23 protein-coding genes are annotated in these 23,761 nt (G+C 51.1%); 14 read left to right on the top strand and 9 right to left on the bottom strand.

Translation table 11 applies throughout. The features are described from left to right. The first annotated feature begins 172 nt into the window (after positions 1 to 172). The 9 genes from atzF (at position 173) to ACI1P2_RS10995 (ending at position 10,416) form a co-directional block, all read left to right on the top strand. Entirely contained in the window at positions 173 to 1,897 is a 1,725-nt protein-coding gene (gene atzF, locus ACI1P2_RS11035) for an allophanate hydrolase (RefSeq protein ID WP_355319662.1), read from the top strand. A gap of 31 nt (positions 1,898 to 1,928) precedes the next feature. After that, the gene (locus ACI1P2_RS11030) at positions 1,929 to 3,563 is read left to right on the top strand and encodes a PucR family transcriptional regulator (RefSeq protein ID WP_355319660.1); all 1,635 of its coding nucleotides are present in this window, start codon (positions 1,929 to 1,931) and stop codon (positions 3,561 to 3,563) included. Between the two features lie 30 nt (positions 3,564 to 3,593). Further along, positions 3,594 to 4,388, top strand: a complete 795-nt coding sequence (locus tag ACI1P2_RS11025) for an ABC transporter permease (protein ID WP_355319658.1) — start codon at positions 3,594 to 3,596, stop codon at positions 4,386 to 4,388. 31 nt (positions 4,389 to 4,419) lie between these two features. Then, complete coding sequence (locus ACI1P2_RS11020) at positions 4,420 to 5,223, top strand: ABC transporter ATP-binding protein (protein ID WP_355319656.1); 804 nt, start codon at positions 4,420 to 4,422, stop codon at positions 5,221 to 5,223. Further along, entirely contained in the window at positions 5,210 to 6,583 is a 1,374-nt protein-coding gene (locus ACI1P2_RS11015) for an MATE family efflux transporter (protein WP_355319654.1), read from the top strand. Before ACI1P2_RS11020 ends, ACI1P2_RS11015 begins: the two co-directional genes overlap by 14 nt. A 52-nt stretch (positions 6,584 to 6,635) precedes the next feature. After that, positions 6,636 to 7,694: an ABC transporter substrate-binding protein gene (locus tag ACI1P2_RS11010; RefSeq protein WP_355319652.1), complete on the top strand. Its 1,059-nt coding sequence runs from the start codon at positions 6,636 to 6,638 to the stop codon at positions 7,692 to 7,694. A 115-nt stretch (positions 7,695 to 7,809) separates the two neighbouring features. Beyond that, entirely contained in the window at positions 7,810 to 8,382 is a 573-nt protein-coding gene (locus tag ACI1P2_RS11005) for a cysteine hydrolase family protein (protein WP_355319650.1), read from the top strand. Positions 8,383 to 8,405: 23 nt separating this feature from the next. After that, complete coding sequence (locus ACI1P2_RS11000; protein ID WP_355319648.1) at positions 8,406 to 8,975, top strand: cysteine hydrolase family protein; 570 nt, start codon at positions 8,406 to 8,408, stop codon at positions 8,973 to 8,975. Between the two features lie 7 nt (positions 8,976 to 8,982). Continuing rightward, positions 8,983 to 10,416 (top strand): M20 family metallopeptidase, encoded by a 1,434-nt coding sequence (locus ACI1P2_RS10995; protein WP_355319646.1) that lies wholly within the window; start codon positions 8,983 to 8,985, stop codon positions 10,414 to 10,416. 98 nt (positions 10,417 to 10,514) lie between these two features. On the opposite strand, the gene ACI1P2_RS10990 is transcribed toward ACI1P2_RS10995, so the two are convergent. From ACI1P2_RS10990 to ACI1P2_RS10970, 5 genes are all read right to left on the bottom strand, one after another. Then, positions 10,515 to 11,120, bottom strand: a complete 606-nt coding sequence (locus ACI1P2_RS10990; RefSeq protein ID WP_355319644.1) for a hypothetical protein — start codon at positions 11,118 to 11,120, stop codon at positions 10,515 to 10,517. A 74-nt stretch (positions 11,121 to 11,194) separates the two neighbouring features. Then, positions 11,195 to 12,592, bottom strand: coding sequence for a sensor histidine kinase (locus tag ACI1P2_RS10985; RefSeq protein ID WP_355319642.1), 1,398 nt, complete (start codon positions 12,590 to 12,592; stop codon positions 11,195 to 11,197). A 2-nt stretch (positions 12,593 to 12,594) separates the two neighbouring features. Beyond that, the gene (locus ACI1P2_RS10980; protein WP_355319640.1) at positions 12,595 to 13,248 is read right to left on the bottom strand and encodes a response regulator transcription factor; all 654 of its coding nucleotides are present in this window, start codon (positions 13,246 to 13,248) and stop codon (positions 12,595 to 12,597) included. Positions 13,249 to 13,429: 181 nt separating this feature from the next. After that, positions 13,430 to 14,371: an SMI1/KNR4 family protein gene (locus ACI1P2_RS10975; RefSeq protein WP_355319638.1), complete on the bottom strand. Its 942-nt coding sequence runs from the start codon at positions 14,369 to 14,371 to the stop codon at positions 13,430 to 13,432. A 128-nt stretch (positions 14,372 to 14,499) separates the two neighbouring features. Continuing rightward, entirely contained in the window at positions 14,500 to 15,144 is a 645-nt protein-coding gene (locus ACI1P2_RS10970; protein ID WP_355319636.1) for a TetR/AcrR family transcriptional regulator, read from the bottom strand. A 138-nt stretch (positions 15,145 to 15,282) separates the two neighbouring features. On the opposite strand from ACI1P2_RS10970, the gene ACI1P2_RS10965 reads away from it, so the two are divergent. The 4 genes from ACI1P2_RS10965 (at position 15,283) to ACI1P2_RS10950 (ending at position 19,193) form a co-directional block, all read left to right on the top strand. Beyond that, complete coding sequence (locus ACI1P2_RS10965) at positions 15,283 to 16,509, top strand: FAD-dependent monooxygenase (protein ID WP_355319634.1); 1,227 nt, start codon at positions 15,283 to 15,285, stop codon at positions 16,507 to 16,509. A gap of 310 nt (positions 16,510 to 16,819) precedes the next feature. After that, positions 16,820 to 17,632 carry an AIM24 family protein gene (locus ACI1P2_RS10960; RefSeq protein ID WP_355319632.1) on the top strand — a complete coding sequence of 271 codons (813 nt, stop codon included), beginning with the start codon at positions 16,820 to 16,822 and terminating at the stop codon, positions 17,630 to 17,632. A 74-nt stretch (positions 17,633 to 17,706) separates the two neighbouring features. After that, positions 17,707 to 18,558 (top strand): helix-turn-helix transcriptional regulator, encoded by an 852-nt coding sequence (locus tag ACI1P2_RS10955; protein WP_355319630.1) that lies wholly within the window; start codon positions 17,707 to 17,709, stop codon positions 18,556 to 18,558. A 203-nt stretch (positions 18,559 to 18,761) separates the two neighbouring features. Then, complete coding sequence (locus tag ACI1P2_RS10950; protein ID WP_355319628.1) at positions 18,762 to 19,193, top strand: winged helix-turn-helix transcriptional regulator; 432 nt, start codon at positions 18,762 to 18,764, stop codon at positions 19,191 to 19,193. A 17-nt stretch (positions 19,194 to 19,210) separates the two neighbouring features. Here ACI1P2_RS10950 and ACI1P2_RS10945 read toward each other — a convergent pair whose 3' ends face one another. Continuing rightward, positions 19,211 to 20,209 (bottom strand): aldo/keto reductase, encoded by a 999-nt coding sequence (locus ACI1P2_RS10945; RefSeq protein WP_355319626.1) that lies wholly within the window; start codon positions 20,207 to 20,209, stop codon positions 19,211 to 19,213. A gap of 231 nt (positions 20,210 to 20,440) precedes the next feature. Next, positions 20,441 to 20,746, bottom strand: coding sequence for a Dabb family protein (locus ACI1P2_RS10940; protein WP_355319624.1), 306 nt, complete (start codon positions 20,744 to 20,746; stop codon positions 20,441 to 20,443). Between the two features lie 160 nt (positions 20,747 to 20,906). Between ACI1P2_RS10940 and ACI1P2_RS10935 the strand changes: the two genes are divergently transcribed. Next, positions 20,907 to 21,782, top strand: a complete 876-nt coding sequence (locus tag ACI1P2_RS10935) for a helix-turn-helix transcriptional regulator (protein WP_355319622.1) — start codon at positions 20,907 to 20,909, stop codon at positions 21,780 to 21,782. Positions 21,783 to 21,861: 79 nt separating this feature from the next. On the opposite strand, the gene ACI1P2_RS10930 is transcribed toward ACI1P2_RS10935, so the two are convergent. Further along, positions 21,862 to 22,572 (bottom strand): SDR family oxidoreductase, encoded by a 711-nt coding sequence (locus tag ACI1P2_RS10930; RefSeq protein WP_355319620.1) that lies wholly within the window; start codon positions 22,570 to 22,572, stop codon positions 21,862 to 21,864. A 24-nt stretch (positions 22,573 to 22,596) separates the two neighbouring features. Further along, positions 22,597 to 23,628, bottom strand: coding sequence for a zinc-binding alcohol dehydrogenase family protein (locus ACI1P2_RS10925; protein WP_355319618.1), 1,032 nt, complete (start codon positions 23,626 to 23,628; stop codon positions 22,597 to 22,599). Positions 23,629 to 23,761: the final 133 nt, after the last annotated feature.

Here is a 23,761-nt window from a genome sequence, read left to right as displayed (position 1 = left end):
AACAGGAACAATAATTAAGAGCATAATTTGATGTCAAATTAACTAACAAAAATCCATCAGAAACAAAAGAAGATTAACACCAAAGTTTTTTCGTGTCATAAATAATGACCTGAAATCCGATTCATTCTTTTAAAACCGCAGCTTGCGAATTTCATTAGAAAGGGGTTCACAGTTGGAGAAGCTGACCATTGCCACATTGAAGACTATGTATAAGAACAAAAAAACAACACCACAAGTCCTGATTCAGTCCATTATTGAAAGAGCGGAACAGAACCAGCATTTAAATATCTGGATCGTCCCTCCTTCCCTGTCATTCATTCAGCCTTATTTGGACGGTCTGATTGACAAAGATCCGGAGTATCACCCGCTCTGGGGAGTTCCTTTCGCGATTAAGGACAATATCGATCTGGCCGGGATACCCACTACAGCGGCATGTCCCGCTTACGTCTATACGCCCGAACAAAGCGCGGAAGTTGTTGCAAGGCTTATCGAGGCCGGGGCCATTCCGGTCGGCAAAACAAATCTGGACCAATTCGCCACAGGACTGGTCGGCACTCGAAGTCCTTACGGGGAGACGCATAACGCTCTGATACCCGAACTGATCAGCGGCGGCTCCAGCAGCGGCTCGGCGGTGGCGGTCGCCAGTGGACAAGCCGTCTTCTCGCTCGGCACTGACACGGCTGGCTCGGGACGCGTTCCTGCCGCATTGAACAGTCTCATCGGCTACAAAGCGTCGATTGGCGACTGGCCGGCGAAGGGGGTTGTACCGGCTTGCGCCACTCTCGATTGTGTGACCGTATTCACGTCCGCGCTTGAGGACGCCTATCTTGTCGATTCCGTCGTGCGCGGAGTAAAGGACAAAGATAACAGCTCCCACATTTACCCGACTATCGCTTCAAGCAAACCACGAAAACTACTGCTGCCGAAAGAGCCTCTCTTCTTTTACGGAGACTATCAGGACAGTTACCGGGCAGCCTGGGACAAAGCGGTCAAGCGTTTGGAGCAATGCGGAATTCCAATCGAATATATTGACTGCGATATTTTCAGTAAAGTATCCAGCATTCTGTATGACGGTCCCTGGATCGCCGAACGCTGGTCCGATTTAGGAGCATTTGTGAACTCGCATCCCGGCGAGATCTTCCCGGTGACGGAGCAAATTCTCCGCTCCTCGCTTGACCGGGGATATGATGCCGCCTCGGTATTTACGGCACTGCACCAGCTTCGCGAATACAAAGAGCAGACGGATCAGATGATGCAGGACGCCATTCTCGTGATGCCGACCTGTGGCGGAACATATACGCGGGAGCAGGTGGCGGCCTCCCCGATTTCCACGAACAGCGACATGGGCTATTACACCAACCATTGCAACCTGCTTGATTTAAGTGCTATTGCTCTCCCATCCGATTACGCGGATGAGCGACTGCCTTTTGGCATTACCATGTTCGCCATGAGGGGTCAGGACCGCATCCTCAAAGGTGCAGCCATCGAATTTATGAAGACCGATGCCATCGAACTGGCCGTGTGCGGCCTGCATATGCGGGGCTTCCCGCTGGAGAAGCAATTATTGGAATGCGGCGCCGCCTTCGTTCGGCCTGACCGAACAGCCCCCTGCTATCGCCTCATCCGACTGGATACAATCCCACCCAAGCCCGGCCTGATTCGTTCCGAGCTTGGAAGCTCTATTGATCTTGAAGTGTGGCGGATTCCCCTGCATCAACTGGGTGAATTCATTCGCAGAGTCCCTGCCCCCCTCGGACTTGGAAAAATAAAATTACAGAGCGGCAGCGAAATCACAGGCTTCATATGCGAGCCCTATGCCGAGATTGACGGAGAAGATATTACTCAATATGGCGGCTGGGCGGCCGCAGAGCGGAGCAGCAAGCCAGCGACGGGATAAACATTCACCAAAAGGAAAGAGAGCGAGAACCATGACAACTACCGGCACCTCCCCCGAGCATACGTCCATCGCCTTCCGGTGCAGAGACCTGTTTCATATGACATCTCTGCCCAATCTGAGACTGCTCGCGGGCGAAACTCGACTGGACAATATCATCAGCCGGGTCAACATCATGGAAGTTCCCGATATCCAGAACTGGGCACAAGCCAATGAATTCCTAGTAACAACGGCTTATTCGCACCACCACAATATGGATGCTTTTCTGGAGATTATTCCGAAGCTCGTCGAGCGGGGTGTAGCAGCGCTTGGGATTAAGCCCAAGCGGTTTATTACGGAAATTCCCCGGCAAATCATTGACTGTGCGGAAGCACATCAATTGCCGCTATTCGAGCTGCCGGAGTCAACAATCTTTTCCAATGTAGTCCGCGAGGTCATGGAGAAGGTCATTTCACTGGAGACGAGAAGTGTCCTGCTGCTGCAGCGTCGGCTTGAACAAGTATCCGAGTTGATGCTGCACGGACGGGAAATCCCGCAAATTATCGAAACGGTCGAGGACATGATTGGCAACCCGCTCTGCATTCTCGACGCCTTCAACCAGCTTATCGCTTCACCCCGTCATGAAGCCTATTTCCAACCGTTCCACAGCCGCTTGCAAAGCTTTGACTCCAAGTCGTCCCCTAGACACAGCGTGATTACGGTTCCGGAGAAGACCTCCCCGGAAGGCAGCGTCAACCTTCATGTGTTTAACCTTTGGGAAACGGAGAGAGATCCAGTGCTCGTATTGCTTGCCGAGAAGAATGGAGTATGCAGCGAGCTCGATTTATCCACCGTTTCCCGTATCCTGCTGCTGCTGAATATCAGATTAAGCGGAGAGAACACGTACAAGCTTGTTAAAGCCAAGTACTTTGATGATTTTTTGAAGGATTGGCTGGCAGGTGTCATCCCCAGCCCAGAGGATCTCGACATTAAAGGACAGCTTTACGGCTGCGCCAACCTCTCCTCCAAAAGCTACCGTGTAGCCATCGTCAAGTTTCATTCCGGTTCGCCGCCAGCTCCGGATGGCGCGTTGATCGCCGAGTTAAACCGCTCTACAGTAAATAACACCCTGTTTACCAGCATTGGCGGAAAGATCGTCGCGATCCTTCCGCAGCTTTCAGAGGGCGGCATATCGCTCTCACCGGAAGATGCCGAACGGCTCCTCCGCCAGATTGCGGATGCATGCGGTACGGACGCCTTCTCCTTATGCATCGGTGAATCCAGCGAGCCCATGTCCATGAACAAAGGCTATATCGACACGGAATACTTATATGTCGCGTCCTGTGTCAGCAAGGAACAGGTCAAGCTGATCACCTGGGAGCAGCTCGGTGTATATGCCATCTTGAGCCTGCTGCCCAAGCATCCGAACATCGATAAATTTCTGGAACGTTACATCAAACCCATGGTTTTATACGACGAAGCACATCATTCCAGTCTCATCCAGACACTGAAGGTCTATTTTCAAACGCGCTGCAACATTAAGCTTACCGCTCAGGCGATGTACACCCATTACAATACCGTCGTGTACCGTCTCGACAAAATCAAGTCTATGCTGGATATCTCGTTTGACGATCCGGATGCGCTGCTTCAGCTCCAGCTGGGCTTAAAGATCTATGAAATGGGAGAGTAGAGCAGACAACTTATGAAAGGGGATTTTTGAATGAACCATCGAAGCCTGTTTCGGATCCGCCGGGATATCCATCCGCGCCTGTTCAACTCCATTATGGCCACTACGTTTTTATTGCTGATTGTTCTGTGGTATGTAGGAAGCAATTTCTCTGGCATTGATTCGATCTTTCTTCCGACTCCGCAAGCAACCTTCTCTTACCTGTTCAAAACAATTCAGGACGGAAGCATCTGGCAGGACATCGGCATCAGCTGCTACCGCGTGTTGATGGGATTCCTGATCTCTGTCGTCATCGGTGTGCCACTGGGGCTTCTCTCCGGCACCTACAAGGTTGTGAACGCCGTTATGAAGCCGCTTATTGAATTTTTCCGCTACTTGCCGGTATCGGCTCTAATCCCGTTGATCATGGTATGGACCGGGGTCGGTGAGACCGCCAAAATCACGATCATTGTCATAGGCGCCGTTTTCTCCATGACGGCCATGATCGCGGATATTGTCAAGGGCATTCAAATTGACCTGATCAACACCGCTTATACGCTCGGTGCTTCACAAGGACAGGTCATTGGGCACGTGATCATTCCCGCCATCATGCCTAACGTCATGGATACGATGCGTATGGTGATGGGCTGGGCTTGGACGTATTTGATTATGGCAGAAATGCTTGCCTCCAGCTCCGGCCTTGGCTACAACATTATGATTGCGGAACGCTTCATGAAAACCTACATCATTTTTGGCGGTATATTCGTGATTGGCCTGCTCGGGCTGCTGTTCGACCGTATATTCGCCCTGATCAACAAGCGCCTTTTCCATTGGGCGGAGGATATCTAAAACAGCAATTTCGCAAAAGGGGGAACCTTCTATGCTGCAACAGGCGCCAAACGCAAAAATCTCCTGCAAAAACCTGAACAAAATTTACCGGTCCAAAAAATCAGAAACGTTCGCGTTGAAGGATATCAATATGGATATCGCAGACAATGAATTCATTAGTGTGGTTGGTCCTTCCGGCTGCGGTAAATCAACCCTGCTCCGCATCTTTGCTGGACTGGATGAAGCTACCACCGGTGACGTTATGGTGGATAACCGGATTATGACAGGACCCGGTGCGGACCGCGGCATGGTGTTCCAGGCTTATACGCTTTTTCCGTGGCTGACGGTAGAGAACAACATACGCTTTGGCTTGAAGGTTAAAAAGATGCCAAAAGCCGAAGCCGACCAGATTGTCGAGAAGTATTTGAAGCTCGTCGGCTTGACTGATTTCCGCCACAGGCTGCCAAAGGAGCTTTCCGGAGGCATGAAACAGCGTGTGGCTATCGCCAGGGCACTTGCGAACAGCCCCGAGGTGCTGCTTATGGATGAACCGTTCGGCGCACTTGATCCGGATACGAAGGGAAACATGCAGCTGCAGCTGCGCGAACTATGGGAGAAAGAAAAGCATACCGTCATCTTCATTACACATGACATCGAGGAAGCGGTCTTTCTGTCCCAACGAGTATACGTCATGAGCGCCCGCCCGGGACGAATTATTGCGGACATTCCGATTGATCTGCCTACCCGCCGTGATCTTGATTTGAAGGATACCCAGGAGTTCATTCAAATCCGGAAAAAGATTCACAGCCTGCTGCACTCCGGCGATTTCAGGAACGAGCTTCATGCGGCAACCTAATCTGATTTCAACCTTCCGCGAGGATGTGCCCTTTCTGAGGAGCTTCCTGCTGCTGTCTCTGCCGATTGGGCTGCAGAGTATGCTTACGAGCATAACGAATACGCTCAGCTCGTTGATGGTAGGTCAGCTCGGAGACCTGCAGGTATCCGCCACCACCCTGGCCGGTCAAATCTTTTTCATCTTGAACCTGATCATTGTCGGGATCGTCAGCGGAGCTACCATTTTTGTGTCGCAATATTACGGCAAGGGAGACTTGGAACAACTTAAAACCGCGTCTGCGCTTGCCTTTTCTCTCATCCTGGCCGTCAGCGGACTGTTTACGATCATTGGGCTGTGCTTTCCCCAGCAGGTGCTGAAAGTATTCTCTAATGAAAATGAAGTGGTCCTCCCGGCTGCGCATTACCTGCAGGTTGTCTGCCTGAGTTATTTGCCAACAGGAATGTCGCTCGCCTGCACCATGATTTTTCGCAATATTGGACAGCCGGGATTCCCGCTGCGCATTGCCGTCCTGACCATCTTCGTCGATGTAGTGCTCAGCTACGGGCTCATCTTCGGCGTCTATGGCCTTCCGGCTCTCGGTATTCAAGGTGCAGCTTGGGCAATTGTCGCTGCGAGAATGATTGAAATGCTCATCATGATGAGCGTGCTGTACAGCAAATTCAGGAGCTTTGCACCACGGATCAACGATTTGCTCTCAGCCAGAAAGCAGTTCCTGTCCGTCTTTTTCAGAACCTCCTTCCCGGTCATTATGAACGAGACGATATGGAGCATTGGCTACGCCTTGTACAGCGTAGTTTTCTACCATATGAGCTACACGGTAGGCGCGGCAGTAGGCATTGCCAAGGTGCTGGAGCAGCTGCTTATTGCCTTCTTTATCGGTGCCGGACAAGCGGCTGCGATCATTCTCGGCCAGACGATCGGTGAAGGCAGCCCGGAGAAAGCCCCCTACTACTCGAGGCGAATGGAGTCTTATACCGCCATACTCGGTGTTCTTACCGGCATTCTTATGGTCACGGGCGCACCGTTTATGCTCCAATTATATCAAGGAATTTCGGACGAAGTACGCAATAACATCATTCTCATAATTATTTATCTGGCTGCTATTATGCCCGTCAAAGGCATGAATTTCATCCACATCATGGGCACACTGCGAGCGGGTGGAGATACGAAGATGTGCTTCATCATTGATAATTTGACCCTTTGGTGCGTATCACTCCCGCTGACATTCCTGACTGGCTACACGCTTGGTCTCGGGATTGAAATTGTGTTTCTCTTCGTCATCATTGACGATCTTTGCAAATTCGCCCTTGTCCGGATCAGGATCCGGAGCAACAAATGGATTCGCAATCTGGTGAATTAACTTGCCGGATGATAATCAACTATAAAATTTTTGTATTGGAGGCGGAGAAACGATGAAAAAACAAAACAGACCCGGATTAATAAAAGCTGGAGCCACCCTTCTGCTATTGGTGACGATGGTGACCAGCTTGCTCGCATGCGGAAACAGTAATTCCGCGAGCGGGACGGCAAGTACAGGGGGCAGCAGTTCTGCAGAGGCCCAAGAACCTGTCGTTGTAAAAACGGCCTATGCGCCGTTTATCGGGGGCATCGGGGTATACGCAGTGAATGACAAGCAATTTGATCTGGCTCATAATGTGGATTTGCAGATCGGCGCCTTCGGCAACACTTCGCCGCTCATGAGCGTTATGACCGGGGATGTCGACATTGCTTTTACAACCCTTCAGTCCTACCTCATTTCGATTAACGCCCTGATTGAAGAAGGCTCCGATATTTCCAGTCTGCCGAAAATCGTTTATCTGCACAACGCTTCTACGGGAGCTGACGGGATTGTAGCCGATGCGAGCATTAAAACGGTTGCCGACTTGAAAGGAAAGTCCGTTACTGCCCAATACGGGGAAGTCACGCACTATATGCTGGCGAAGGCACTGTCAACGGCCGGACTTACGGTCGAAGATGTCAATCTTGTCGACATGGGGCCTGGCAAGGGAGGCTCTGCTTTTGTCGCAGGCAGCGTCGATGCCGCAACGACATTCGAGCCCTACCTGTCGCAAGGTACAACTGCCCGAAACGGCAACATTATCATCTCGACCGCAGACATGGAGAATACGATCCTAGACGTTATAGTCGTGTCCGCCAAGAACGCGGAAGAAAAACCGGAATGGCTGCAAAACACGCTTAAAGCAGTTGAGGATGCCACGCAGTATGTAGAAAGCGATCTTGATGCCGCCGCCGAGCTGACAGCCGACGATCTTCAGGTTAGCGCCGAGGAAGTAAAGACGATGTTCCCGACTGTTCACCTGTACACGCTGGAAGATAATCATGAGGGGATGGACGCTGGTGGATGGCTGTATGAAACGATGCAGGATGTCGTGAATTTCTATAATTCCATTGGTGTCATTAAAGAACCTTTTGACGTAAATGAGCTCGTGTCCACAGACTTCCTGTGGTGACAGAGGATCGAAAAATAACCATTCCTTTCACAGTAAGACCAAAAACATAAACGCGGGCCGGGCTGACGTTGTTTCACCGAATGGCCCGCACCCAACCATATTGGAGGCGGTAATTATGATTACGATTCCCGAGCATAGCGTATATATCCTCATCGACGTACAAAATTCCGATCCGGCCAAACATCCGCGTGGAATTCCGGAAAAACGGCTGGCCTACTTAAAAAATGTGGAGCGCGTCACCGAATATTTCCGGTCACGCGATGACGTGCCGATCATCCATATTCGCGAAATTCACCGCAAGGATCTGGTCGATTTCGGACGCGAGCTTGACGGGGCGGAGAACATCCACTGCGTCGAGGGCACTCCGGAAGCAACCTATTATGAGCCAACCGCCCCAATCGAAGGTGAATATACGATTGACAAGCGCCGGTACAGCGCCTTTTTCGGCACCGATCTTGAAATTCTGCTGCGCGGACTAAAAGCCGTGCATCTATTCTTGGTCGGAGGCATGACCGACATCTGTGTTCACTACACAGCCGTTGACGCGCATCAGTACAACTATCACGTTCACGTATTCAAAGAAGCCTGCGGTACGCCAAGCAGCGACGAAGTCGCACAGGCGGCCCTTGACAACATTGAGTATTTTCAAACCGGCTCCGTAATTTCCGTGGAAGACTTGTTCAATTAGTACCCCAGAAGGAGGAGACTTGTATGGCTAAAATACCTGAACATAGTGCGCTTCTTGTTATCGACATTCAAAACGATACGGAAAGCGACGCCATTCCCATCATGGAAGGCGGCACATGTATGCTGAACGCCCCGAAGGTTATTAAACATTTCCGTGAACTTCATTTACCGGTTATCCAAATCCGCGAGCTTCACCGCGCCGACCATAGCGATTTCGGACGCGAACTGGACGGTATAGAGAAGGTTCACTGTCTGGAGGGAACTCCAGCCGAAGAGTTTCATCCATCCACGGCGCCAATCGAAGGAGAGTATATTATTACAAAGCGCCGGTACAGCGCCTTCTTTGCGACTGATCTTGATCTGCTGCTCCGCTGCCTTGGTATTAAGCGCCTTTATCTGATCGGCGGCATGACCGACATCTGCGTCCGCTTCACCGCTGTGGATGCCCATCAGCATGATTACCATTTCCACGTCGTATCCGACGCCGTTATAGGTACAAGCCGGCAGGCTCACGACATGGCGTTGAAAAATATGGAATATCTGCAAACAGGCGCAAATATCACAACCGCAGACGTGCTTGCACTGATCTGTTAACCGGCATATGGAACATTCAAGAGAGCTTATACAGGCAGGTTGGAAACGGATTGCCGACCTTGTTGACTTGCGCCGGCAATCCATGACGGAGCTGAGCAATCGGATATGGGAACTGGCCGAAACGAAGTTCGAGGAATTCGAATCAGCCAAACTGCTGGCGGACAAGCTGGAGCAGGAAGGGCTTGTGGTCGAGCGGGGCATCGGCGGGCTGCCCACGGCATTTAAGGCCTCTTATGGGACTGGCCGCCCGGTTGTTGCGATACTCGGCGAATACGACGCCTTGGACGGCTTAAGCCAGAAAGCAGGTATAGCCTTTCAAGAAGCGATTTTGGAGAGAGGCAGCGGCCATGGATGCGGCCATCATTTGCTGGGAACGGGATCTTTGGCTGCAGTGCTTGCCCTGAAGACTTTTATGGAAGAAACCGGACTCTCCGGAACAATCCGCTATTACGGATGTCCAGCCGAGGAAGGCGGCTCCGGTAAAACATTTATGGTAAGAGAACGAGCTTTTGACGGTGTGGATGCGGCCCTGACCTGGCATCCGGGCTACAGCAATGCCGTCGTTTCCCAGACATCCTCGGCCAATTTTCAGATCCGCTACCGATTCCATGGACGAAGCTCCCATGCGGCGGCCAGTCCCCATACGGGAAGAAGCGCACTGGATGCGGTAGAGCTGATGAACGTAGGAGCCAATTATCTAAGGGAGCATGTTCCTCCGGAAGTGAAATTTCATTATGCCGTTACGGATACCGGCGGATTCTCTCCCAATGTCGTACAATCGACAGCAGAGGTCATGTATTTGATCCGTGCTCCGGAGGTGCCTCAGGTGGAGGATATTTACGCGAGGATTAACGATATCGCCAAGGGGGCTGCCCTCATGACGGGAACGGAGCCGCAGATTCACTTCGAGAAGGCTTGCTCCAACCTCATACCGAACGTGACACTGGAGCAGGTAATGTATCAATGCTTTGATGCCCTTGGGGTACCTGAGTTTACTGAGGAAGAGCAGAGTTACGCAAGCTCGATTGTATCGACACTGCAGCCAGAACATGACGTCCCGGAATTCAGCCTGCCGGCGACATTGGAGCCCTATGAGCCTGTGACGGGACGTATGCTCGGATCGACGGATGTCGCCGATGTCAGCTGGGTTGTTCCTACGGCTCAGCTGGAAACAGTATGCTATGCCGCCAATACGCCGTTTCACTCATGGCAGATGGTCGCGCAGGGCCAGTCAACAGCCAGCCACAAGGGTATGCTGCATGCTGCCAAAGTAATGGCAGCAACTGCAGCGGAATTACTTGCTCATCCGGATATCATCGAGGAGGCCAAATGTGAGCTGCAAAACCGGGGCGGCATGGAGGGTTACGTTTGCCCGATTCCCGCCCATATCCAACCAACTGTAAAGGTGTCCGGGGAAAGCCCAAAACTGACAAAATCATAGGTGGATCAATTATCGGAACAGGTGCCCCCCATTTCCTCAGAAGGGAGGGCACTTGTTCCATATACAGAGATAAAGACCTTTTTAGTTTAGGTGTGCTATTAGTTAGATGGCTCAACCGGCACTGTTGGCGCGGTTGTATCACTTTCAGCTGTCGGGTTTTTTTCAAGGGAAATAACTTCGCCGGTTTTGGAATTCACAAATGCGATGTAGACATCCACGTTGTCATCCTTACCTGCAACAAAGATATCGACAGTCTCACTGGCCTTACTGGTTTCACTGGATCCGATTTCTCCGTTATTAGCCAGTACTGCCCGCTGAGCTTCCACGATCTGAGCATCGGTGAAGGATACAAAATAAAACGTTCCTTCCATATCCTCTCTCGTGCAGAAGATCGGGAAAGACTTCATGCCGTCCAGGGATACATCAAATTTCTCTTCAAGCGCTTCCTTGGCAATGTCCACCGCTTTGTTCTCGCTCATATCCTCGCTTGTTTTCTCAGGGACGGCCGCGAAACCTAGAGCTTTGGCGGCAGGGACCGCAGGACGGAATTCGCCCTCGAACTCTGTTTGCTGATGCTGACCGGTCACCTTTACACTGGGAGCCGTATCATTGGCAAACGCATAGGTTGACAATACACCGTTTCCCGCGATTAAAGTAACTGCTGCTCCTACCGTCAGTGCTGTGGCGTAAAGCTTTTTTTTCATTTTTTCATACCTCCGACATAAAAGGATTGGGATTTCGTAGCTACAAGGCCATTATGAGGGGGGCGTATTATAGACTAGTGTTCGAGTTGTAACGAAGCTGTAAAAATAACGGACACCTTTGTATACTCGTGTTCTTTGGATTCAATGTGCAGCCGAGCATGATGGAGCCGGGCAATCTGACTGCAGATGGACAGCCCCAGCCCGATACCTCCCAGCGCCCTGGAACGGGATTTGTCCACGACATAGAAGGCTTCGGTAATTTTTTCGATGTCCTTGTCCGGGATGCCCTTTCCATAGTCCATGACCTCAATGAGGATACCCTGCTGCCGCGAATAGCCTTTTAGGTGGATTTCCCCTCCGTTGTCAGAAGCCTTAATGCTGTTTTCAACCAAATTCATCAGCAGTGTCTGCAGGAGGATGGGATCTCCGTATATCCTCTCTGCCACGCACTCCTTCACCAGTGTGATCTGTTTTGCCTCCAAGTAATGCCGTTCCATCTGTTCCACATAAGCAAACAAGGCTTCAATCTCCACAGGCTGCAAACTAATCTCCTCGTTCTTCAAATACAGCAGCTCCATCAATTTTCCCGACAGCAAATCCAGCCGGGCCACATGCTCATGAATGTAATCAACCGCCATCCTGCGGTCTTCCTCCGTGCTGTTGGCATGATTTAAAAACTCGCTGTACCCCTTGATCGCCGTAATCGGCGTCTTCAGCTCATGAGTCAGGTTATTGATGAAGGTTTCCTTGTCTTCGTTCGCTTTTTGAATCGTTTCAATATTCGTGGACACCGCATCCACCATTTTGTTGAAATCCCCAGCCAATTCGGCAATTTCGTCGCTTCCGCTGACCTTAACTCTTTGTTGATAAGCTCCGGCAGCGATGTCCCTTACCCCTTTGTTAAGATTTCGAATCGGGACGGTCAGCCGGAACAGCAGCAGAATGAGCACGACGGATAAAACCACGGAAATGACCACACTCAAGGCAATAAAATAGCTGATCAGCGTATTGTAATAATCCTGCAAATAAGCGGAGCTCCTGGATATGACCAGCTTGAGCCCGTTAAACTCCATGCTGCCGCCCACGAAAATCCACAGTTTCCCGTCGAGCTTCCTGTATACAGCTTCGCGCTGTTCCCCCTGCAGCTCTTCCCGCATGCCCGCAAATTGATAGGCATTGGAAAAGACCAGCCGATCCCCGTCATACACCTCAGTCAGGATGCCCTCTTCATAATAATTTTGGGCGATCCCGGGAATAACGATCTCATAGTCCATACTGCCGGTATTGCTGGCAAAAGCCTGCAGGATGTAGCTTAACGTTTGCTCAATGCTCTCATATTCGCTTACACCTCTGGACATATCCATCTGCTCGTTTAATTGGTAGCTTTTTTGCAGCAAGGCGTAGGCCCCGATATCAAAAGCGATCAAGAAAACCAGCAGCACACACAAATACGTTTTCTGCCAAAATTTCACCTTTACACCTCTAGCCTGTAACCGTATTTGTACACCGTCTTGATGTGGTGCTCCCAGTTCAGCTTTTTTCGCAGCCGCTGAATATGCACGTCCACGGTTCTCGTTTCCCCATAAAAATCAAAACCCCAGGTCTGCTCGATGATCTTTTCACGGGAAAGCGCGATATTTTTGTTTTGAATGAGAAAGTCGAGCAGTTGAAACTCTTTATTGGTCATCTCCACGACCTGTCCGTTCACCGTGACGATATGCTTGTCCAGATCCACTGTCGTCCCGTCCAGACTGAATTCACTTGTGTTCTTCTGGTTTCGGCGCAGCACCACATGAATCCGGGCGATCAGCTCCACCGCCTCAAACGGTTTGACGATATAATCCTCCGCCCCTATCTCCAGGCCGTGCACTTTATCTGAAACGGCATTTCGCGCTGTCAGGAAAATCACAGGAATGCCCCGTTTCACAAAGCTTCCCACGAGATTAAATCCATCTCTGCCCGGAAGCATCACGTCCAGAATGACCAGATCAATCCGCGTTTCATTTAACAGCCCCGGGATTTGCTCGCCGCTGTACAATTGAACGTACTCATGCCCTACCATTTTCAGATTCACAGCAATCAAGTCATTGATTGCCTTCTCATCATCGACGATCAAAATTTTGGCCATCATATCACACTCCACCGCCATAATATCAAATCAGCGATTGAAAGTTATTATAGAGTTGTAAATTTTTTGGGAATGTGGTCCAGAGAAAGCATATATTCATCTACCAGTGATGCCGCGAAGCAGCGTGAAAGTCTGAATCTAAAAAAAGAGCCTGAACTTGTCAGACTCTTGAATATGATGCTTATTCTTTTACTAGTCCACGAACAAAAGCCTCGAAGCTGGATGCAAGCCGAGTGATTTTGGAATTGTTCTCCTTATTAACATGGACAACCTCCGGTTCGCCGTCATTGCCGGATTCGCGGTAATCCAGCATGACTACCTCGGATTCGGAAGGGCAGTCACAGATGATCACGCCAAATTCCGGGTAGCCCTCCTGCTCAATTCTGAAGCGGCTGCCCGCTTCTCCGCACAGCGAATGCTTTTTCTCCCGTCCAATGCCGAGAATGCCAGAAATGATAATATGCTCATTCTCGCCTGAGACCGGATCAGCCACAGGGAAGCTGCGGCTGCGGGGGATGCCCCCGTTATGCTGCTTCATCATCTGAACATAAGAGGCGGGCAACCTAAAGACGAGCTCTTCTTCCACAGAAGCGATCTGCTCATCGGTCGGCGGGGCCATCACATATTGTCTAATCGCCAGGTCACTGTCCTCCCAGAAGTCCGTGAAATCAACCTCCGATTCCAGCGCAGCTTCAGGTGTGCCATCAGCATAGGCGGAGACACGGGCACGAACATCGGCAGGGTCTGGGGCCGCTTCTTCCACCGGCTGCTGCGGCATCTTATCCCGGATCAACTCCAGAAACTCCTGAATTTCCTCATCCCCGGGCTCCAACCGGTCTGCCGCTTCGAACGCACACAGAGCCTCTTCATATCGATCCAGATAATAGTAGGCAAAACCTATACGATACTGCCATAATGGGTCCACTTTACCCTCATCCGCCACAGACAGGAACTGCTCGACCGCCTCTTCATAGCGCTCCAGATTATTCAACGCCCTGCCCAAATGGTTGGTCAGCTCATAATCCCTTTCCTCCGCAGGAATGCCCATCACGGCATTTACGATTTCCTCGAATTCATCCTCTTCATGCCACGCTTCCAGCTTTGGCAACAGCTCGTCCTGCATCCACTCGGCCTCCTAGTTTCGTTCTTTGTACAATTTTAACATTTCCGGCGGCCCCATCTCCAGCCTGCAAAGCATATATAATGGCTTTCACTTCTCTCTATCATACCCTTAGTCTGGCAGGAGAGCGGCTATTTAAGGACAAGCGGTAAAAAAATATCGTCCACAATTTCTGTAATGATTTGTTCAGATAACTCCTCATGGGTGACAAGCACTTCGTAACGAATCAAATCAAAGGGAAGGGATATAACTCTCTCTTTCATGGTTTGCAGAGTCACCTCTCCCCGTGCCTCAGCATTTTTCAATATCGTCTTCATAGCCAGGGTCAGCTTGTCCTCCTTGCTTCGACTCACCGTTTGCGGCAGAGAAGAAATGATCTCCTTATCCGGATCATCGACCAGAATGCCGTGTATCGTTTCAGAACCGATCGCTCGCATAGCAGCCGCTATTCCGTTAAGCAAAGTGATCACATCACTACGCAGTTCACCTGTGTCGGGAGCTTCAAGGGAAGGTCTTGGCACAAATTTGACGGCTGCGGCGACGATAAGCTTGGTTTTATTGGGCCAGCGGCGGTATACCGCATTTTTGTTGGTTTTCGCTCTTGTGGCAACTGCATCTATAGACAGACGGGCATAACCAACCTCCTGCAGCTCGTCCCAAGCGGCCTGCAAAATTGCATTCTCCAGAACCTCTCCGCGCCGCCGTGTCGCTGTATTCCGGACCTCGTCCTGTGGCGGTTCGGGAGCTGCGGAGCTCTCATTTCTATTTCTCTCCATCCTTATTTCCCCCTATTTCAAAATATTTCCATTCACTTCGAACATTTTTACATTTGCATTTCTGATGAATCTATAATAACATCGATTTAGGATACTTGTAGTACCTTATTATAAAAAACAAAGAGAGGTGCTTTAACAATGACTGATAAATCAATCTCCCGGGCTTCCGGAAAAACGGTACTGATCTCCGGCGCAAGTATTGCCGGTCCCACTCTTGCCTATTGGTTGTGTAAATATGGCTTTGATGTCACCGTGGTCGAACGCTCGCAGACGATTCGGGGCGGCGGCTATCCCATCGATGTGCGGGGAACGGCGATCGACGTGGTCGAGCAAATGGGATTACTTCCGCAGCTTCAGGAAGCCCATATCCATTCGAAGAAGATTTCTTTTATCCATACCGACGGCAGTATTGCCGGTGCAATTAAACCAGAGGATATCTCCGGCGGAGTAGAGGAACGGGACATCGAACTGCCGCGCGGCAGACTAACCGAGTTACTGTACGATCTGACAAAACAGCAGCCGGTCCGCTACCAGTTCAATGATTCCATCGCCATCCTGAACGATGACGGCAGCGGTGTAGATGTCACCTTCAAGAGCGGCAAAAGCGGCAGATATGACATCGTCATCGGGGCGGATGGCTTGCATTCGAATACGCGCCGGCTCGTGTTCGGTCAGGAGGAGCCGTTCACCCGATACCTCGGTTACTGTTTTAACGGTTTTACCGTTCCGAATGATCTCGGTCTGTCCCATGAGTCTATTGTCTACGCCACACCAGGGCGGTATGCGATATTGTCGGCCGCTCGCGACAGCGACACACTGCATGCTTTCCTGAACTTCGCGTCCGAGAAACCACCGATCTCAGATCGGCATGATGCCGACCAGCAGCGCAGGCTGACTGCAGAGATGTTTGCCGGGCACGGCTGGGAAGTTCCCCGGCTTGTACAGGCGATGATGGAAGCGGACGATCTGTATTACGACGTTGTCGCTCAAATTCACATGCCCCATTGGTCGGCAGGCCGCATAGCGCTGGTGGGCGATTCCGCCTTCGCACCCTCTTTCCTGACCGGACAGGGAACAAGTCTTGCGCTGGTGGGCGCGTATGTTCTGGCCGGCGAGCTGGCTTCCCATGATGAGCCCGAAGAGGCTTTTGCAGCCTATGAAGAACGCATGCGCCCGTTTGCTGAAGCTAATCAGGCCTTGGTTGATAGCGGTGCAGCCTTCCTCTTCCCACGCACCAATGAGGAGCTCGATGCCCGCAATCAGGCGCTCGCTACCGTCCAGTCATCAGCTCGGGACAGCATGCCTGGGGATGAATCCAGAGACGTTCACAGCTCACTTCGCCTGCCTGATTACCCTGTAAAGTAAACATTTTTAAGAAAAACGTCTATCGACATACATTCAAAGAAACCAGGCTGCGCTTGGCGGAAGTTTTGCTTGGAATCAACCTCTACCTTCTACCTGACACGTTCATTGGATCGTTCTGTTCCCATCGGACAGGTGCTCCATGAACGTCTTTTTGTTTATCCATAGCCAAAGCAGTGGCAGCAGCTTATAGAAATTGTGGTTCATTAAAATACAGACAGGCGTTATAATCTGGAGTGGGTGGCAAAATTCTGAAAACAACGTGGGGGATCATGTCAACCACTCAAATTATTCAGATAGGGGAAGAACACATTTGGCCTACACCATTAGCAATTTAAAAGAAAACAAAAATGTTGTGATCAAGGAACAGCTTGGCGGTTTTTCGGTCATCGAATACAAGGAGGACTTGAGCAGCACGACGCTCGCAGAGGCACAGTCCAACTTCTTCATGAGCCAATCCAACATGCGCAGCAAACAGCTCATGATCGAGCTCAACAACAACGAAATTATTTTGAATGCAGGGGCAATGCAGTACATGGTCGGAAATATCGAAATAATCTCAGGCGTTAAAGGCGTAGGGGGACTGATGAGGAATCTCGTATCCAGTGCAGTGACTGGAACCAGTGCCATCAAACCGCTCTATAGAGGAACCGGTACGATCTTGACTGAGATTACCTATAAATACATATGGCTAATTGATATAGACTACGATCATATTGTGATGGAGGATGGAATTTTCCTTGCATGTGAAAGCTCGCTTCAGCTCGCGGTGACCGCGCGCAAAACGCTGTCCTCGGCAGCATTAGGCGGAGAGGGAATGTTCAATCTAAGTGCCAGAGGCAAAGGAATTCTGGCTGTAGAGGCGCCGATTCCCACCGAAGAGGCAGTGGTCATCGAGTTGCATAATGACGTGCTGAAGGTGGACGGCAACTTTGCCATGATGTGGTCTGACTCACTGGACTTTACGGTCGAGAAATCCAGCAAAACCCGCTTGGGGTCTGCCATGTCGGGAGAAGGGCTGGTCAACGTATACCGAGGAACAGGTATGGTCTGGCTGGCTCCGCAGACTCCATACACGAACATTATATTCCAGTCTAATGTGCCATTTTCATCTGGAGCTCGCTGACTGGATATGCTAAGAGAAAAGTACTCCGAATATTCGAGGATGTGCCTGCTGATTTTACCAAGGTGGTGACATATATGAAAACAACTCGATCTACATCCGCATTGGGCGAGTTCATCAAATCACGCAGGGAACGGCTTCAGCCTGAAGAAGCGGGGATTGACCCGCTGCCGGGACGGAGGCGCACCCCCGGGCTGCGCAGGGAAGAAGTAGCCTATCTCGCCAATATCAGTGTGACTTATTATACCTGGCTGGAGCAGGGCCGGGAAACGAACCCGTCACCAGAGGTGCTACTGAATATCGGCAACGCGCTCCAGCTGGACGAGGATGAGCAGAAACATCTGTTTGATCTGGCAAATGTCGACCCGGCGAGCGCAGGTGCTGAGCTGAACAGCGGAGAGCCGGATATCGGATTTTTGCAAACTGTTGTAGATCAGCTGCATTATCCTTCTTTCATCACGGATGCAGGCACAGATGTGATCGTCTGGAATCGGGCGGCAGAGCTGATTGTAGCAGATTTCGGCAGTCTGCCGGAGAGCGAACGGTATATGATAAACATTACGTTTCTGCATCCGGATTACCGTGAACGACTGGTGAACTGGGAGGGCTTTGCCCGTTACACCGCAGCGGTGATGCGTGCCAGCTTCGACCGTTACAAAGAAAACCCGCTCTATATGGAACGGTTCGAACGTTTGAGACGGGAAAGCGAAGAATTTAATTATTACTGGGATCTCTATGAAATTAAGCAAAAAAGTGTAGCAACCTCATTATTTCGCCTTCCCAACGGACAGGAGATGGAGTTCGTAATCCATTCCGCAGGAGTGATTGATGGCAATCCGGACTTGCACTGGTGCTTTTTTGTTCCGGTACCCGGCACGGACACGGAAGAGAGGCTGCTGCGTGTTCTGGGGGAAGGCTCGGCACTTTAATAGAGCAATTGTTACCGTAATCTCTGATGAACCAGTTGATATTTTACCCATGAGCGATCCTTAATAGCACTCTCCGTTCAGCGGTTCAATGGTCCGATTGATCCTTCCATCTTGATGACCCCTGCTCTGCCTTTGAGTTGCCTTCCCTTTCGGATTTGACGTATGCTTTGAAGAGAGACTTCTGTGGGAAAGGGGCTTGTGCCATGACGAAGGAAAGCCGAATTATTGACGGTAATTCGCCGGATCTGATCACGGAAGCCGACGAAAAGCAATCGATCCTCAATATTGAAGAAGAATGCGACATCAATATTGGAGAAACAATCCGCGTGCTTGGCGGAAAATGGAAACTGTCGATACTATATGAATTGGTTGATGGCCATACCCATCGGTTCAATGAGCTGCGGCGCGCGCTTCCGGGAATATCGCAAAAAATGCTGACACAGCAGCTGCGCGAGCTGGAAGAAGACGGATTGGTTATCCGGAATGTTATTCCGGATAACCCCCCTAAGGTAGAGTACTCCATGGCTCCTTACGGGGATACGCTGGTTCCAATGTTTGACGCCATGTTTGAATGGGGTTCCAACCACCGCAGGCGTAAAGCCCAATCCGAAAAGCTCTCAGGAAAACCATCCTGAGAGCTTTTTAATACTGCTTATTTTTCACTATCCAGCAATGCCATCTGATGCTTATCATAGCGATCCCCCGCCACATCCCTGGGATCAAATAAACTGCCTACGGCCTGCAGTTCTTCAGAGGTAAGATCGATTTCCGCTGCCCGCAACGCATCGTCCAACTGGGGCCGTTTGCGGGCGCCAATCAGCGGAATAATGTCCTCCCCTTGTCCGAGCACCCAAGCGATCGCCATCTGCGCAACATTCATTCCGCGTACTTCAGCCACTTTGCGCAGCTTCTCCACAAGCTCTAGATTACGCTCCAAATTATCCCCCTGGAAGCGCGGGCCAGACACCCGGAAATCACCCGGATTGGCGGAGCGCTCCTTCGTCCATGTTCCACTCAGGAGTCCACGGTCCAGAACTCCGTAGGGATTCAGCGAGATCCCCAGCTCACGTAATACGGGCAGGATCTCCCGTTCAATGCCGCGACTGAAGAGTGAATACTCAATTTGCAGCCAGGAGATCGGGTGCACGGCATGCGCCCGGCGGATCGTGTCTGCGCCTGCCTCGGACAGTCCAATATGCCGCACATAACCTGCCTGTACCATTTCAGCAACCGCGCCAACCGTCTCTTCGATCGGCACATTTGGATCCAGCCGGGCAGGCTGGTACAAATCGATATAATCGGTGTTCAAGCGCTGCAGCGTCATGGTCAGAAAATTCTTCACGGACGCCGGCCGGCCGTCGACACCGCCAAAACCGCCTTGGGGATCGCGCAAAACACCAAATTTCACGGCGATAAAAGCCTGCTCGCGCTTACGCCCTTGCAGCGCTTCGCTGATCAGCATTTCATTATGACCGGACCCGTAGAAATCTCCAGTATCCAGCAGCGTAATACCTGCCTCCATCGCGGCATGGATTGTTGCAATGCTCTCCTGCCGATCAGCATTTCCATACACGCCCGACGACATCCCCATGCAGCCCAGCCCGACGGCTGACAATTCCACGTTGCTATTTCCAAGTTTGCGTGTGCGCATCCTTTTGTCCTCCAAGATTATAATTCTAATCGCGATTAGTTCAACCCGGGTATGGTCCCAGTATAAAACCCGCATCAGACTCCCACAAGGAGGCACTATTTCTTCATCTGGTAACATTCAGGTGACTTACTGCAGATTCCTAAGCACGTACAACAAACAAAAGTAATGCCACAGGTACGCGAAAGGAGCTGACCATTATCACTCGGCCAGCTCCTTGCCCTATTTCTCTGTTCAATTGAACGGATAGTCTGCCACAACAACACCATCCACCCAAGGACCGATGTTCTGCAATAGCTGCAGATGAAGCGGATGCTGCCCATAATCCCGGCAGGCCTGCTGATCCTCGAACGTTACCCGAATGGCCAGAGAATATCCGTGTGTATTCTCTGTCTCCTCCGATACATTGATCCCGGCGCTAAGATCAACGATGCCCGGAATGGATGCCTTGAAGGAATTTACGGTTTTCAGAGCATCTTCATGGTCGAGGACCGTGCCGTTGTGCTCCTTGAATTTCAATAGAACGATATGTTCATACATGGTTTGCAGCCTCCCTGTCTATATTAGAAAAAAGTGAATCTTGATTTCATTCCTGCAGATCACATAATCTATTTTATATACAATAAGTATAATCAGGAAGAGATCCAGCGATCCTGGGATTGCGAATCCCACTCTTCCTTCGGATAGGAGGCATACCAGCATGGCCAATATTCCGCTGGACAGACACCAGGAATTAGCCCGTTTCTTGCGAATACGGCGGGAACGGATTACACCCGGACAGGTTGGGCTGCCGGACAACGGCCGCAGACGTACTCCTGGACTTCGCCGGAGTGAAGTCGCGATGCTGGCTGACGTGGGGCTGGACTGGTATACCTACCTGGAGCAGGGCCGCCATATCAACGTCTCCGACGAGATTCTTGGGCGAATAGCCGAAGTGCTCATGCTGGATGCGCCGGAACGAAACTATCTGTTTTATCTGGCCCGCAAGCGCCCTCCTATTGAGGAAACAAAATCGGCTTCCCAGGTTACTCCTGCCCTGCAGGGCTTTCTGGACAGCCTCGGAACCTCCCCTGCAAACGTCATGGATTCCCGCATGAACATCATTGCATGGAACCCGGCCTACTGTGCCATAAACGGCAACCTTGCAGCCTTAACCGACCAGGAACGGAATTTTGTATGGATGACCTTCACATCCGAACGCTTCCGCTACATCAAAGGAGAAGAATGGGAGCAACATGCGCGGCGGATTGCGGCTCAATTCCACGCCGGGTTTGCCCGGCACGTTGATGATCCCTGGTGGTCCGAGCAGTTCAATGCTTTATCCCAAATCAGTCCGGAGTTTCGTGAGTTTTGGGAAGCTCATGATGTGCTGGATGCCATTGATGCCCCCAAAACTCTTCGGTGTCCCAACGCCGGCATGTTAAATTTTGACCATGTGTCCTTTCAGTATCTGGAGGATCCAAGCTTGACGGTATCCATACATGTTCCTCATCAGGATGGCACCATCGAAAAAATGCAGCGGCTCCTGAGCGACTATGAACTAAAGAGCAAGGAACGGCATGCGCTCTCTACCTGATTTAATATCTGGTGACAACTAAAAAAGGGTGTGGATTAGCGGCCTAATTCACACCCTTTCAGTTACAACAATTTAGGTTTTACCATGGAAGCTGGTCATCCATGTAAAAGAATCCGCCCGTCGGCCCATCCTCAGGCAGGGTCGCCAAGCGAACCGCCGTTTTTGCTCCATCCTCCACGGACAATTCCGCCTTTTCTCCACCCATGCGGGTTTTGACAAGGCCTGGATGCACGGAATTGATCTTCAGACTCGTGTCTTTCGTTTGTTGCGCCCAGTAGGCGGTCAGCATGTTCAAGGCCGCCTTTGAAGCAGAATAGGCCGGGGTGCCGATCCGCTGCACAAGCTCATTGGAGAGCATGAACTGGATGGAGCCCAAGGCGCTGCTCTGGTTGACGACTCTGCCCGCCTCACTCTTCAATAACAGCGGCAGGAGCGCTTCTGTAATATAGAAAGGCGCAAACGTATTTACCTCAAACGTATCCCTGAACGCATCCCCGTCGTATTCCATTTTTTCCGCATGGATACCCGCATTATTGACCAAAACATCCAACCGGCCGTAAGTATCTTCAATAAATCGGGCCATCTCCGCGATGTGGGTGGCATTCGTAACCTCAAGCTCTACGCCAACCGCTTGCAGGCCTTCCTGTTTCAGTTCCGCCGCCGCCTCATCCGCTGCCGCTTTCGTGCGTGCGGTAACCAATACGGTCATGCCCTGTTGGCCCAACTGTCTTGCAACTTCCAGTCCCAGTCCTTTGCTTGCACCAGTGATTAACGCGATTTTGTTTGTCATGATTCCCATTCCTCCTATTTTCGATTAAAAGCCTTCAAGAACCACTTTGCCGACCGTCCGGCCCGTTTCCAGCATGGCGTGTGCCTTGCGCAAATTTTCCGCATTAATCGGTGCAAGCTTTTGGGCTGCGGTCGTCCGGATAACACCCCGATCTACGAGCCGCGCCACTTCATTCAGCAGCTTGTGCTGCTCGATCATGTCCGCAGTTTGAAACATCGAGCGGGTAAACATGAACTCCCATACAAACGTTGCGCTCTTGTTCATCAGCAGTGTCAGATTCAGCGCTTCGTCAGTCTCCACAATAGAACAGATTTTCCCCTGTGGCGCAATTGCTTCGGCCATGTTCTGCCAATGCTTCTCTGTGCTGTGGAGACAGAATGTATAGTCCGCCTGATCGATCCCTAACGCCTTAAGCTGCGGAACGAAGGGCTCGAAATGGTTGATGACGTAATCCGCGCCCAGCTCCTTCACCCACTCGGCGGATTCCGGACGGGAGGCCGTGCCAATCACCGTCAGCCCGGCATATTTGGCCAGCTGAACAGCAATTGACCCGACACCACCACTGGCGCCGACAATCAGAAGGGTCTTGCCGGCATTTCGGGATGGATCCATCGGCACACCCAGCCGGTCAAACAATCCCTCCCAGGCCGTAATCGAGGTTAACGGCAATGCCGCCGCCTGAGCAAAATCGATGCTGGACGGCTTCGCACCAACGATCCGTTCGTCGATGAGATGAAACTCGCTGTTTCCTCCAGGCCGCACAATGCTGCCGGCGTAAAAGACCTCATCGCCTGGTTTAAACAACGTGCTGTCCGGCCCGACCTGCTCGACCACCCCCGCAACGTCCCAGCCGAGCACTTTAAGCTCGCTCTCGACCCGATCCTTCGGGGACCGCACTTTGTAATCCACCGGGTTGACGGAGATGGCCTTTACTTTCACAAGCAAATCCTTTCCCGTTGGAACCGGCTTTTCCAGTACGGCGTCAACGAGACTCTCCGGATGCTCAATCGGTAAATATTTGAACAGCCCAACCGCTTTCATGGTTTCTTTCGTCATGGATAAACACTCCTTCGGAATCTTGTCTTTTTCGAGAACGATCATTCTACATAGACCAAACGATTAGTTTGGAGAAAAAGCAACCAACCGGAAATTGAGAATGACCATTCTAATAAGTTTAAAAAAAATAATT

The sequence above is a fragment of the Paenibacillus jiangxiensis genome, assembly GCF_046098255.1.
GTDB classification, from domain to species: domain Bacteria; phylum Bacillota; class Bacilli; order Paenibacillales; family Paenibacillaceae; genus Paenibacillus; species Paenibacillus jiagnxiensis.
Note: the sequence above shows the minus strand (reverse complement) of the source record. Positions and strands in the feature narration are given on the sequence as shown.